Genomic DNA, 12835 nt, shown 5'->3' on the forward strand with positions numbered 1-12835 from the left:
GGACGGCCGGCCGGAGCGCCTCGGTGCCGGATCCCGAGGTGACCGACCGTCAATTCCTGTCGTGTCCAGGAGGATATGATCTTGGTCCGCGCGCGACCGTCGCGCGAGATGTCGACGAAACGGGTGACCATGCCGCTGGTGAAGATCGGGCTCGCGCGTTCGGGGGCGGTGGCCGCTGCCGTCGCACTGCTGATGGCCGGTGCCGGAACGGACGCCGCCGCTGCCGCGCCGGCCGACCCGCCCGTGCCGGACACGGCCGGGGTGCGGACCGCGCTGCAGAACACCCTGAACGCGGGAGCGCCCGGCGCCTTCGCCGTGATCAGGGACCACGGCAACGGCGAGCTCACCTGGTCGCTGACCATGGGCAAGGCCGACCTCGACGGCTCCCCGATGAAGGCGAACCGGCAGTTCCGGGTGGGCAGCAACAGCAAGATGTTCGCCTCGGTGCTCGTGATGCGCCTCGCCGAACAGGGGCGCATCGACCTGGACAAGCCGCTGCGCGACTACCTGCCGCAGGGCACCCTGCCCGAGGGCTGGACCATGACCGGCCGTCAGGTGATGCAGCACCGCGCGGGCGTCTACGACCACACCAACGACCTGCTCGAACAGGCCGGCGAGGAGACCACGAGCGCCTTCGAGGCGCGCATCCGCAGCACCGTCTACGCGCCCCAGGACCTCGTGGCCCTCTCGGTCAAGCACGGCCTGCAGTACACCCCGGGGACGAAGTACGCGTACTCGAACACGGACTACGTGCTGATGGGGCTCGCGGTCGAGCACCTCACCGGCCGCGCCTACGCCGACCTGCTGCGGGAGGAGATCATCGAGCCGCTGAAGCTGCGCCAGACCTCCTTCGTGGTGCCCGAGAAGAGCATCGCGGGCCCGCACATCACGGGCTACCTGACCAACGACGACCGCACCAAGCCGCTGCTGGACTCCACCGAGCAGACCGCCTCCTGGCTGTGGAGCGCGGGCGGGGTCATCTCCTCCGCCGCCGACATGGACCGCTTCCTCACCGCACTGCTGGCCGGCAGCGCCGGCGGGCTCGTCTCGGACGACTCGCTGCGGCAGATGACCGACGTCCTCCCCACGCCCACGGCGAAGATCAGCTACGGGCTGGGCGTCCGGCGGATCGCGCTCTCCTGCGGGAACGTCCTCGGCCACGGAGGCATCGTCCAGGGCTTCCAGACCCAGAGCTTCGTCACCCCCGACGGCAGGCGCAGCGTCGTGGTCTTCGCCAACGCCTCCAACAACGGGGCCGTCACGACGGGTCTGATGAGCGTGCTGGAGCCGGCCTTCTGCGGCAAGCAGCCGGCCGCCGCCGCACCCCGGTCCGCCCTGACCGCGCCCGGCGTCGGGGCGCCGCACGACGGGGCCGGCACGTCCGACACCGCCGTTCCGGTGGTGGAGGACACCCGTATCTGACCGTTGGGCGGCGGGCCGGGGGCACAGCCCCGGTCCGCCGCTTGCGTCCGGACCTCGCTCGCGCCCGGTCCGCCCGGCGACGGCTCACGCCCAGGGCAGCGCGGCGCGCGTGCGCCAGTACTCCTCGGCGGGCTCGGCGAGCGGGGCGAGAGCGGCCAGCTCCGCGGGAGCGAGGTCGATCCCGGCGGCGGTGAGGTTGGAGGCCAGCTGTCCGGGGGTGGCCGCGCCGGAGAGCACCACGTCGGCCCAGGGCCGGGCGGCGGCCGCGGCCAGGGCGAGCGCGTCGCAGGAGGCGCCGGTGCGGGCGGCCAGAGCGCGCAGCGCGGCGGTGTCGGGGCCGGTGGCGTTGCGGTCGGCGAGGCGCCCGTTGGCCATTCCCTCCTTCACCACCACCATCCAGCCCGCCGCGTGCGCCTCGGCCAGGGCCGGCCCGGCGGACGGCTCCAGCAGGTTCCAGGTGGACTGGACGGCGGCGAACAGCGGCCGGCCCGCCACCGTCACCTCCAGCGCGGCCCGGATGGTGGCGGCCTGCCCCGGGCCGCTGGTGGACAGGCCGATCCGGACGCCCTCGGCGGCCAGCCCCGCCAGCCGCGCGTGCAGGGCGGGGTCGGTGAGCGCCGGGCTGTCCGGGGTGACCGAGTGCACCAGGTACACCTGCAGCCACGCGCCCAGCAGCGCCCTGGTCTCCTCGATCTGACGGTCGAACACCGCCGTGGAGTGCTCCTTGACCTCGTGCACCGGTACCCCGGAGGCCCGCCAGTCGGCGGTGTAGGTGTAGCCCCACTTGCTGCCGACCACCACGTCGGAGGCGGCGGGCCGGGCGGCGAGCCACTGGCCGACGAACTCCTCGGCGCGGCCGTACGACCGGGCGGTGTCGAAGTACCGCACCCCCGCCGCGTAGGCGGCGTCGAGCAGGGCGTGGGTCCGCTCGCGCAGCGCCTCGACGCTGCGCCCGGCCGGCAGGTCGAGGTCACGCCCGAGCGTGATGTAGCCGGGCCGTCCGACGGCGGCGGTGCCCAGGCCGAACCGCGCGAGCGACGGTCCGGCGGCGGGTCCGGTGACGGGTGCGGTCGGCATGGCGAAGGTCCCTTCGGCGGTACGGGTGCGGTGGCGTTGGTTCGTCCATCCGCATCCGAACCCTAGCCTCCGCCGACGGACCACCCCTGACCTGGCCCGACCCGTGCCGCGGCCACCCGGCTCGCCCGGACTCGGGCGCGCGCGTGGCCCGGTCCCTCGGGGCCGGGGGCGTCAGCCGTACCAGGAGGCCTCGGTCAGCCGTGCCCGGTGGGGCACGTCCCGGGCGGGCATGGGCAGGCGGGTGTCGCCGTCGACCAGGGTGGCGGCCGGGACGCCGCGGACCGCGCCGGGCAGGTCCACCTCGACGGTGATCGTGCGCGGCGGGTCGGTGGGCAGCGTGGTGCTGATCGAACCCGGCTGGGCGTGATGGCCGTGGACCTGGCCGACGGCGACCTCCTTGCCGTCGACCAGCAGCTCCAGCTGCCGCGTTCCGGCCAGCCGGACACCGACGGTGACCGAGCAGCCGGCGTACTCGCAGTGGAAGTGGTACTCGCGGCTCATGGAACCGCCTCCCTGTCGCGGCGGACGAGGACGACTCGTCTCCATCGTGGCACCGGCTCCATCGTTGCACCGGCGGCGAGGGCGGGCCGGCGCCGGGGGCCGCCGTCGGCCCGGGGCCCCGGCCGGTCGCGGTCGCTCAGGAGCCGAGCAGGCGGGCCTTCTGTGCCGCGAACTCGGCGTCGGTGAGCACACCTTGGTTCTTGAGCTCGCCGAGCTGCTTGAGCTGGTCGAGCCGGGCGGCCATGTCGTCGGGCGCGGCGGCCGGTGCCGCGGCCGGTGCGGGCTGGGGGGCGGGCTGGGCCGGGGCCGGCGCCGGCTCCTGCTGGGCCCAGCGGCCGGCCTGCCGCCGGGAGACCCGGTTGGAGACCGCGGTCGCCGTCCCGGCGACGACGGCGGTACGGGCGACGCCGCGAAGAAGTCCTGGCATGGGAATCTCCTTGACTCTCGGGGTGGGCCGACTCCCGGGGCGGGCCTGCCGGCCGTCCGACGGGTTCAGCTCCCGTCCTTGCCCTCGGCCGCTTCGAGGGAGGCGAGGACCGCCTGGACGGGGATGCGGCCGTCGGCGACCAGCCGCCCTCCGCCGCGTCGGAGGGCGGCGGCGAAGGGAGCGGCCCAGACGTTCTCGTAGACGAGGATGCCGGCGGAGCTGCCCGGCGCGAGGACGGCGCCGGCGTCGGCGACGTCCCCCTCGTCGAGCAGGCCCGAGGAGGCGCCCTCGAAGACGGCGAGGTCGAGCAGGCCGTCGCCGGTGAGGTCGGCGAGTTCGATCCCGGTGATCGAGCCGTCCGTCTCCTTGCGGATGAAGACCAGGTCGAGGATGCGGATGATGCCCCGGTCGACGAGGTCGACCAGCAGCGGCAGCCCTTCGCCGGTCATTCGGCTGCCGGGGAACTCGACGACGATGTAGTCGATCGGTCCGGTCTCGTTCAGCTCGTCGCTCACGTCGGTTCCTCTCCGGTCGACCGGGCGGAGGTTGCCGGCCGACGCCGTGGCGGTGCGCGCCCGGGAGGGTGGCACGGGCGGGACCGCTCCCGCTCCTGCCATTCCAACAGTGCCCGCACCACCGCGCATCTCGGCCCGGCCCCGGCCCCGGTCCCGGCCGGCCGCGTCGGGCGTCGGGTATCGGGCGTGGGTATCGGGCGTGGGTATCGGGCGTCGGGTATCGGCGCGGGCCGTTCAGGCGCCGGCCGGTGGTCCGGTGCCGGAGACGGTGCCCGGGCCCGAAGAGGTGCCGGAGGCGGCGGAGGGGGCGCCCGCGTCCGGGCCGGTGTCGAGGAACTCCCGGATCAGGAAGGCGATCAGGACGACCAGGGTGATCCACAGGACCACCGCCGTGGTCGGGTAGTTCCAGGTGGCCAGCACCACCGCCGCCACGACCAGGATCAATGCGCCGATCCACCGCTTGAAGCGGTGGACGAACGGGCCCACCGGGCCCAGCCGCATCCCGAAGCCGAACAGCACCTCGCGCAGGGCCGCCACCATGCGGCGGCAGGCGGTGCGAATCGCGACGGCGGCCCTGGAGGGCCCGATCACCAGCGCGCCCAGGGCCGTCACGACGGCCACCGCGAAGACCACCCGGATGCTCGCGCGCATGAACCGGATCAGGGTGTCGTACACCGCGCCCGCGGCCGCCTGGTTCGCCCCCGGCGGCAGGTGGTCGAGGTAGAAGGAGCGGAAGACGGTCAGGACGATCCCCAGCAGCAGCATGGCGAGCGCCACGCCGACGGCCGCGCCGACCAGGGCCCGGCGCCGGTTGGACGCGAGGAAGACGCCGCCGGCGGCCACCAGCACGGTCACCAGCGGGAGCCACGAACCCATGAGCTCCAGCAGCCGGAAGTACGTCTTCACCTTGCCGATGTCCTCGGACTGGAAGACCACGAAGTCGGTGTGGACCGGTGGGATCTTGGCCGCGACCCCGAGGCCGGCGTCGACCAGCTCGGTCTTGACCTTGTCCACGATCGGCGCGATGTCGATGCCGACCTGGTTGTTGGTCAGCGTCACCGCACCGCCCCCCTTGCCGGTGAGGGCCTTGTCGAGGGAGGTGTGGATCAGCCGGTTGGCATCGACCCAGACCGTCTCGAACGCGCTGCTGGTCACGACCCGGTCGACGGTGGAGTGGACGAGGTCGGTGAGGCCGCTGGTGATCGGCCCGCTCAGGCCGCCGATCAGGTTCGCCAGCTGGGGCGGCACGCCCTGCTCGGCCGCGGCGTCGGAGAGCTGCTTGACCAGCGCCTTCACGTCGATCTGGTCCAGGACGACCTGGGTGACCCGGGTGGTGACGGCGTCCTGCACCGCCGGTTCGGTGGCCAGTGGCGCGACGGTGGCCACGTAGCGGTCGGTGTCGCCGACGATGTCGCTCGTCCAGACCGCGAGGACGGAGAGCAGGGACAGCAGCGACGCGATGACGATGACCACCACGGACCCGGAGGTCCGCAGGCGGTGGTGCTCCCGGCGGGGTGGCGGGGTGGCGGCCTCCAGCGCGGCGATCCGGGCCTTCAGCTGCCCGACCTCGTCCGGCGGCTCGGGAGCGGGCTGCCCCGAGGGCGGCGGCGAAGAGGGCGGCGGCGAAGAGGGCGGCGGCGAAGACGGGGGCGGCGAAGTGGGCGGTGGGGTGGAGGGCAGGGAGGTGGAGGTTGGTGGCGGCGGGGTGGACGGCTGCTGCGTGGGCTGCGTGGGCCGGTCGCGCGGCGGCTCCGCTCCGCCCGCTCCTGCGGGATCCGCTCCGGAGTCCGTCGGGGCCATCGCCACTCTCCCTGGGTCGGACGCATGCCCCGGAGTGGAGCGCACGTGGTTGTAGCTCCTCTCCAGCAGAGCCGCGCCCGCGTCGGCCCACCAGCGGGAACGGCCGTACGGGTGGTGGTCGGCGGCTCCGGGGCCGCGCCCCGAGGGCGCCCGGGCGGGTGGACCGCCGGCCTCCCGGCACGGGGCGCGCGTCCGGCACGGGTGTGGAACGCTGGAACGTGGAGCCGCTTCCGGGCCCGGATCGATGGGCCCGCGCGCTCCCCGAGAGTTCGGAGGCCCCCATGGCCGGAAACCTCAACCCCCCAGCCGCAGGCGCCAACCCGCCACCACCCGCAGGTGTCTCCAGCGGCTCCTCCGGGCACCTGCTGCGGTCCGGCTGGATCGTGCTCGCGGCGGTTCTCATGATCTTCGGCGGGACGATGGCGATCTTCGAAGGGATCGCGGCCATCGCCAAGGACGACCTGTTCGTCCGGACGAACGACTACGTGTTCCGCTTCAACCTGACCGGCTGGGGCTGGATCCACCTGATCCTCGGCATCGTCATCGTGCTGGCCGGGGTCATGGTGTTCACCGGAGCCGTCTGGGCGCGCGCCGTCGGCGTCGTCCTCGCCGGGCTGAGCCTGATCGCCAACTTCCTGTGGCTGCCGTACTACCCGTTCTGGGCCATCGTCCTGATCGCCGTGAACATCTTCATCATCTGGGCCCTGTGCGCGGGGACGCTGCGAGGACGGGACGTGGTCTGACGCCTGACGCCTGACGCCTGACGCCTGACGCGCCCGGGGCCCGGTCCCGGGCGCGGCGGGTCGCGGTCCAACCGGCTGACATCGTGGTGCGTCGCGCGGCCGTCCTCCGCGGCCGCTGGGACGATGCCGCCCATGGCATCCAGAGCAGGCACTGACGGCGGGTCCGCCGCGACCGGGTTCGTCCTGCCGACCCTCGCGGCCGGGCAGTTCCTGATGGCGCTCGACAGCTCCGTCATGAACGTCTCGATCGCGACGGTGGCGGACGACGTCGGGACGACGGTCGCCGGGATCCAGGGGGCCATCACCGCGTACACGCTGGTGATGGCGATGTTCATGATCCCGGGAGGCAAGGTCGGGGTGCTGATCGGCCGCCGGCGGGCGTTCATGATCGGCTGCGTCGTCTACGGCTGCGGATCCCTGACGACGGCGCTCGCACCCAATCTGACCGTGCTCCTGTTCGGCTGGTCCTTCCTGGAGGGGATCGGGGCGGCGCTCATCCTCCCGGCGATCGTGGCGCTGGTCGCCGGCAACTTCGCCGCCGAGCGCAGACCGGCCGCCTACGGGTTCGTCGCCGCGGCGGGGGCCGTGGCGATCGCGCTGGGGCCGCTGATCGGCGGCGTCGCGACGACGTACTTCTCCTGGCGCTGGGTCTTCGCCGGCGAGGTCGCCATCGTGTTCGCCATCCTGGTGTTCGCCCGCCGGCTCGCCGACGCCCCGACCGCCGACCGGGCCCGGATCGACCTGGTCGGCGCCGTGCTCTCCGCGCTCGGGCTCGGTCTCTTCGTCTACGGGGTGCTGCGCTCCAGCGCGTGGGGGTGGTTCCTGCCCAAGCCCGGTGCGCCCGCCTGGTTGGGCGTCTCGCTCACCGTGTGGATGCTGCTGGCCGGTCTGCTGCTCATCTGGCTCTTCCTCCACTGGGAGGCCCGGGTGGTGGCGCGCCACGGCGAGCCGCTGGTCGATCCGGAACTGCTCCGCAACCGCCGGCTCACCGGCGGCCTGACGATGTTCTTCTTCCAGTACTTCGTCCAGATGGGCGTGTTCTTCGTCGTCCCGCTCTACCTGTCCGTCGCCCTCGGCCTGTCCGCGCTGAAGACCGGCGCCAGGCTGCTGCCGTTGTCGCTGACACTGCTGGCCGCCGCGATCCTGATCCCGCGCCTGTTCCCCGACGTCTCCCCGCGCCGGGTGGTGCGGCTGGGGACCGTCGCCCTGCTCGCGGGCGCCGTCGCCCTGCTGGCCGCGCTGGACGCGGACGCGGGTGCGGAGATCGTCACCGTGCCGCTGCTGCTGATCGGGCTCGGGATGGGCGCGCTGGCGTCGCAGCTCGGAGCCGTCACCGTGTCCGCCGTCCCGGACGAGAAGAGCGCGGAGGTCGGCGGCATCCAGAACGCCGTCACCAATCTCGGGTCCTCGATCGGCACCGCCCTCGCCGGCTCGATCATGATCGCCACCCTGACGAGCTCGTTCCTGGCCTCCGTCGAGCAGAACCCGGCGGTACCTGCCGAGGTCGCCGGCCAGGCGGCCGTCCAGTTGGAGAGCGGTGCGCCCTTCCTGTCGGACGTCCAGCTCCAGGCGGCGCTGGACGAGGCCGGTACCAGCCCGGAGGTCGCGCAGGCGGCCCTCGACGCGAACGCCGCCGCGCGCCTCGACGGTCTGCGCGCCGCCCTCGCGGTCCTCGCCCTGACCGCCCTCGTCGCCCTGTTCTTCACCCAGCGGATTCCGGACACCCAGCCCGGCGGCGAGGAGGCGCCGGCGTAGGCGCGGGCGGCCCGGTTCTCCGAGCGCGGCTCGGGGTGGTCGCCCGAGGCCGCCGCCGGTCGCCTGGCCTGCGGCTGCCCCGACTCTGGCTGTGTGCCATGTGAAATGGTAGTTTCGCCGTGAATCGGACCACGGTGATCGGAGACGAGTGGTGGAGCAGCAGGACCGGGCGCGCGGTACCGGAAGTCACGACCGCGCGGTGTCGACCGCACTGGCCGAGTGCCTCCAGCAGGGGTGGGCGGACACCGGCGTGACGCTGCCGCCCGTGCCCGGGGCGGCCTTCGCGGCCAAGCGGCGCGCGGCGCTCTCCGAGCGGTTCCCCGGCGAGCGGATCGTCGTCCCCTCGGGCGGGCTCAAGGTCCGGAGCAACGACTTCGACTACACCTTCCGGCCGCACTCCGCGTTCGTCCACCTCACCGCCGAGCAGGGGACGCAGGCCGTCCCCGACAGCGTCCTCGTCTTCGAGCCCACCGGGAGCGGGCACGAGGTCACCCTGTTCACCCGGCCGCGTTCGCCGCGCGACGGCGGGCCGAACAGCGCGGAGTTCTACAGCAGCCGCCAGCACGGCGAGTTCTGGGTCGGCCGGCGCCGGACGCTGTCCGAGACCGCCGACGCCATCGGCGTCCAGGCCTCCGCGCGGGACGACCTGGAGCGCGCGCTCGCCGGGCACGTCCCGACCCGCGTGGTGCGCGGGGAGGACGCGCTCGTCGACGCACTGGTCCGACCGGCCCGCGAGGCCGAGGCCGAGTTGCTCACCTACCTGTCGGAGTCACGGCTGGTCAAGGACGAGTGGGAGGTCGAGCAGCTGCGCACGGCCGTCCGGTCCACGGTGACCGGCTTCCACGACGTCGTCGGCGAGCTGCGCCACGCGACGAGCCTCGCGCGGGGCGAGCGCTGGATCGAGGGCACCTTCAACCGTCGGGCCCGCCTCGACGGTTACGGCCTGGGCTTCGAGACCATCGCGGCGGCCGGCGCGCACGCCTGCGTCCTGCACTGGATGCACAACGACGGACCGGTGCGGGACGGCGACCTCCTCCTGCTGGACGCCGGCGTCGAGGCCGACTCCTTCTACACCGGCGACGTCACCCGGACGCTGCCGGTCGGCGGACGCTACACCGACGTCCAGCGCCGGGTGTACGACCTGGTCTTCGCCGCCCAGTCGGCCGGGATCGCCGCGCTGCGGCCCGGCGCCCGCTACGGAGCCTTCCACGACGCGGCGATGAGCGTGATCGCGGAGGGCCTCGACGCCTGGGGCCTGGCGCCCGACGGCGGGCCGTCCCTCGCCGAGTCCAGCCTGTACCGCCGGTTCACCCTCTGCGGCTCGGGCCACATGCTGGGCCTGGACTGCCACGACTGCGCCGGCGCCCGCAGCCAGACGTACCTGGACGGCGTCCTGGAGGCCGGTCACGTCCTGACCGTCGAGCCCGGCCTGTACTTCCAGCCCGACGACCTGACCATCCCCGAGGAGCTGCGCGGGATCGGTGTCCGGATCGAGGACGACTTCCTCATCACGGCCGACGGCGCGCAGTGGCTGTCCTCGGGCCTGCCGCGCCAGGCGGACGAGGTCGAGGCCTGGATGGCGTCGCTGCGCTGAGCTCTGGGCCGGGCGTCCCCGGGGCCGGCATTCCTGGACCCGGGGTCGGTATTACCGGGGCCGTGGTGCGGCGCCCGCCCCGCCGGGGCGGGCGCCGGTCGGCCGCCGGGCTCAGGGCAGGATGACACCGCCGCCGCGGCTCGCGGGCGCGATCTCCTCCAGGACGTGCGCGGGCGTGGCGAAGACGCCGGACTCGCGGGGGTAGTGGACCACGAGCTCGGTGAACCCCAGCTCCGCACAGCGCCCCGCGACGTCCTCGAAGGCCGCGGCCGACCGCATCGTCGGCAGCGGCGAGAACCCGGTCAGCAACGTGCGACCGAGCGACTTCGGGTCGCGGCCCTCCTTCTCGCACGCCGCGTCGAGGCTCTCCAGCCGGTCCGCGAGGGCGGCCCAGGTCGAGGCCTCCGTCTGTTCGACGTCCTTCGGCACGTCCGCGTCGTCGGTGACGGCCCAGGCCGCGCCGTACCGCGCCACGGTCCGCATGCCGAGCGGGCCGCTCGCCGCCAACAGGAACGGCACCCGGGGCCGCTGGACGCAGCCGGGCTCCAACCGGGCGTCGATCGCGTCGAAGTGCCGACCGCGGAACGTGCTCCGAGGCCGGCCCCCGGGCGCCCCGGTGAGCAGCAGGTCCAGCAGCTCCACCGACTCGCGGAACCGGCCGCCGCGCTCCTTCACCGACCAGCCCCTGCCGGGCTCGCCCTGACCGAGCACGATGCCGTCGGCGTCGGGCGCGCCGGCGCCGTAGCCGAGGACGAACCGGCCCCCGCTGATGGTGTCCAGCGTCATGACGTCCTGCGCGAGCGGCACCGGGTGGCGGTAGTTCGGCGACGACACCAGGGTGCCGAGCCGGATCCGTGAGGTGGTCGCGGCGGCGGCCGCCAGCGTGGGCACGGCGCCGTACCAGGCGCCGTCCGGCAGCCCGCCCCAGCTGACGTGGTCGTAGGAGTAGGCGGCGTGGAAGCCCAGCTCCTCGGCGCGGCGCCACATCGGGGCCGCCTCGGGGAACGGCCGGTCGGGCAGGATGCAGACGCTGATGCGCACGGTGGACTCCAGATCGTCGGTCGGTGCTTCGGTCCCGCTGCTCGACGGCGCTGAGCGACCCGGCCATGGCGGGGCGCCGGCGTCGCGGCGGGTGCGGCCCCGGGGAGCGCGGCATGGGGAACCATCTGCGGTGCATTCCCGCTTCGGCCGCGAACCATGCGGAGGACGGCGCTGAGCCCGTCCTGGGCCCGTGCCGGTCCTGGCCCCGCGCGCGGTCGTCACCGGCTTCACCAGTGGTGCCGCCGTCGTGGCCGAACCCGGAAATCGCCTTGCCGGAAGCGTCGTTGTGATGGAGTGGCCTTCTGTGTCCGAGCCCAGGGAGGCCACCGTGTCCGGAACGCCGCAGGAGATCTTCCAGAGGTACGTCTACGCCGGTTCGATCACCCGCAACGCGGATGCTCTTGCGGAGAACTTCACCGCGGACGGTGTCCTGGAGATGCCGCTCCTGCCCGCCGGTGCCACCTTCCCCCGGCGGCTGGTGGGCCGGGAGGAGATCCGCGGCGCGATGGCGGAGTACTACGCGCAACAGCCGAAGGACGCCCGCCCGCCGAACTTCGAGAAGACCGGCTACGTCCTGCACGCCACCGCCGACCCGGACGTGTTCATCGCCGAGATCGACACGGTGTTCGACGGGGAGGAAGACGGGGACGGGGTCGGAGAGGACGTGGTGGTCTCGCTGGTGCAGATCTTCCGCATCCGCGACGGGAAGATCGCTCGGCTGCGTGACTACTTCGCGCCCGAGCTGATGGGTTGACGAGCCGAGGGCGCCCGGGTGTGGTCAGGACTCCGCGTCAGATCGGGCCGAGGCGGCTCTTCAACAGGCAGAACTCGTTGCCCTCCGGATCGGCGAGGACGCGCCAGGACGCCTCCGCAGGCTGACCGACGTCGACGAGTTCGGCCCCGGCGGCCAGGAGGCGTTCGAGCTCGGCGTCCTGATCGCGATCGGTGGGGTTGACGTCGATGTGCAGCCGGGCATGCCCGTTCTTCGGCGCGCCGTCACGGATGAGGAAGATCGTCGGCTGCACGCCGCCGAACCCTTCGCGCGGACCGATCTCGATGCAGCCCTCCGCTTCGCGGTCGAGCTCCACGAAATCCAGGACCTCGCACCAGAATCGCGCCAGCACCTCGGGGTCGTGACACTTGAGCACGATCTCACTGATACGGCATGCCATGGACGGAACACACGACCTCAGCTCCTGAGGGCCTCCGCGATCTGCAGGGCGGTCTGAGCGGGCGTGAGGTGTGTGGTGTCGACGACCTCGGCCTCCGCGTGCAGCCACGTGCGGGCCGCCTCGGCGTAGGGATCGAGGTAGGCGAGACGGAAGGGGGAGGGGCCGAGAAGAGCATCCCCGAGGATGCGTCCGCGCAGGGTGTCCTGATCGGCGTGGAGGACGAAGTGCCGCACTGGAATGGCATGGTGGGAGAGACCCGTGCTGATCTCACGCCAGTACTGCTCGACCAGGACGGTCATGGGCACCACCAGCGTGCCGCCGGTGTAGTCGAGTACGCGGCGGGCGGTTTCGACCACGAGCGGCCGCCACGGCGGCCAGTGTTGGAAGTTGTCCGTCGCGGGCAGCCCCGGGGTGATGTCCATGAGTGTCTCGCCGACCTTCTCGGCGTCGAACACCCGTGAGTCCGGGATCAGCTGCTGCACGAGTGCACTGGTCGTCGTCTTGCCTGCGCCGTGGGTGCCGTTGAGCCATACGATCACGGGACCCAACGCTAGCGTCGCGCGGGACGCGGGCGCGGCAGAACTCCGGTACTGCTTCGCCGCTTCCCGGAACCTGGCCACTGAAGCGCTCAGTCACATTGGCGCGCCTAGTGCCGCATCAGACAACGTTCGCCTCGTTTCTGATGCACCGTCCGGTTGCTGTGCTGATGGGCGCCGGACGGTCAGAATGATCACGTGGCTGAACGCGTGCAGGTCCGTGAGATCGATGACGACGAGGGCAGGCGGTTG

Annotated in this window: 13 protein-coding genes; 5 read left to right on the forward strand and 8 right to left on the reverse strand. The window is 73.1% G+C overall.

The features are described from left to right. Positions 1 to 108: 108 nt before the first annotated feature. Positions 109 to 1422, forward strand: a complete 1314-nt coding sequence (locus ACFVYI_RS13505) for a serine hydrolase domain-containing protein (RefSeq protein WP_387884488.1) — start codon at positions 109 to 111, stop codon at positions 1420 to 1422. Positions 1423 to 1506: 84 nt separating this feature from the next. Here the strand turns inward: ACFVYI_RS13505 and ACFVYI_RS13510 are convergent, their stop codons facing one another. From ACFVYI_RS13510 to ACFVYI_RS13530, 5 genes are all read right to left on the reverse strand, one after another. Continuing rightward, entirely contained in the window at positions 1507 to 2499 is a 993-nt protein-coding gene (locus tag ACFVYI_RS13510) for an aldo/keto reductase (RefSeq protein ID WP_387884490.1), read from the reverse strand. Positions 2500 to 2670: 171 nt separating this feature from the next. Continuing rightward, positions 2671 to 3000, reverse strand: a complete 330-nt coding sequence (locus tag ACFVYI_RS13515; protein WP_387884491.1) for a hypothetical protein — start codon at positions 2998 to 3000, stop codon at positions 2671 to 2673. 136 nt (positions 3001 to 3136) lie between these two features. Further along, positions 3137 to 3427, reverse strand: a complete 291-nt coding sequence (locus tag ACFVYI_RS13520) for an SHOCT domain-containing protein (RefSeq protein ID WP_387884494.1) — start codon at positions 3425 to 3427, stop codon at positions 3137 to 3139. A 65-nt stretch (positions 3428 to 3492) separates the two neighbouring features. Beyond that, the gene (locus ACFVYI_RS13525; protein ID WP_387884496.1) at positions 3493 to 3942 is read right to left on the reverse strand and encodes a DUF6325 family protein; all 450 of its coding nucleotides are present in this window, start codon (positions 3940 to 3942) and stop codon (positions 3493 to 3495) included. Between the two features lie 234 nt (positions 3943 to 4176). Continuing rightward, positions 4177 to 5742, reverse strand: a complete 1566-nt coding sequence (locus tag ACFVYI_RS13530; protein ID WP_387884499.1) for a hypothetical protein — start codon at positions 5740 to 5742, stop codon at positions 4177 to 4179. Between the two features lie 401 nt (positions 5743 to 6143). Here ACFVYI_RS13530 and ACFVYI_RS13535 point away from each other — a divergent pair, with 401 nt between their 5' ends. From ACFVYI_RS13535 to ACFVYI_RS13545, 3 genes are all read left to right on the forward strand, one after another. Beyond that, positions 6144 to 6485 carry a hypothetical protein gene (locus ACFVYI_RS13535; RefSeq protein WP_387884524.1) on the forward strand — a complete coding sequence of 114 codons (342 nt, stop codon included), beginning with the start codon at positions 6144 to 6146 and terminating at the stop codon, positions 6483 to 6485. Positions 6486 to 6617: 132 nt separating this feature from the next. Continuing rightward, complete coding sequence (locus ACFVYI_RS13540; RefSeq protein WP_387884501.1) at positions 6618 to 8240, forward strand: MFS transporter; 1623 nt, start codon at positions 6618 to 6620, stop codon at positions 8238 to 8240. Positions 8241 to 8451: 211 nt separating this feature from the next. Next, positions 8452 to 9834, forward strand: a complete 1383-nt coding sequence (locus tag ACFVYI_RS13545) for an aminopeptidase P family protein (protein ID WP_387884527.1) — start codon at positions 8452 to 8454, stop codon at positions 9832 to 9834. A 111-nt stretch (positions 9835 to 9945) separates the two neighbouring features. On the opposite strand, the gene ACFVYI_RS13550 is transcribed toward ACFVYI_RS13545, so the two are convergent. After that, a complete protein-coding gene (locus tag ACFVYI_RS13550) occupies positions 9946 to 10875 on the reverse strand; it encodes an LLM class flavin-dependent oxidoreductase (RefSeq protein ID WP_387884504.1) in 930 nt (309 codons plus the stop codon). A gap of 328 nt (positions 10876 to 11203) precedes the next feature. Between ACFVYI_RS13550 and ACFVYI_RS13555 the strand changes: the two genes are divergently transcribed. Then, positions 11204 to 11629: a nuclear transport factor 2 family protein gene (locus tag ACFVYI_RS13555; protein ID WP_387884506.1), complete on the forward strand. Its 426-nt coding sequence runs from the start codon at positions 11204 to 11206 to the stop codon at positions 11627 to 11629. Between the two features lie 37 nt (positions 11630 to 11666). Here the strand turns inward: ACFVYI_RS13555 and ACFVYI_RS13560 are convergent, their stop codons facing one another. Both ACFVYI_RS13560 and ACFVYI_RS13565 read right to left on the reverse strand, forming a co-directional pair. Continuing rightward, a complete protein-coding gene (locus ACFVYI_RS13560) occupies positions 11667 to 12047 on the reverse strand; it encodes a VOC family protein (RefSeq protein WP_387884508.1) in 381 nt (126 codons plus the stop codon). Between the two features lie 17 nt (positions 12048 to 12064). Then, positions 12065 to 12586 (reverse strand): ATP-binding protein, encoded by a 522-nt coding sequence (locus ACFVYI_RS13565; protein ID WP_387884510.1) that lies wholly within the window; start codon positions 12584 to 12586, stop codon positions 12065 to 12067. Positions 12587 to 12835: the final 249 nt, after the last annotated feature.

The organism is Kitasatospora sp. NPDC058218 (assembly GCF_042882445.1).
Classification (GTDB): domain Bacteria; phylum Actinomycetota; class Actinomycetes; order Streptomycetales; family Streptomycetaceae; genus Kitasatospora.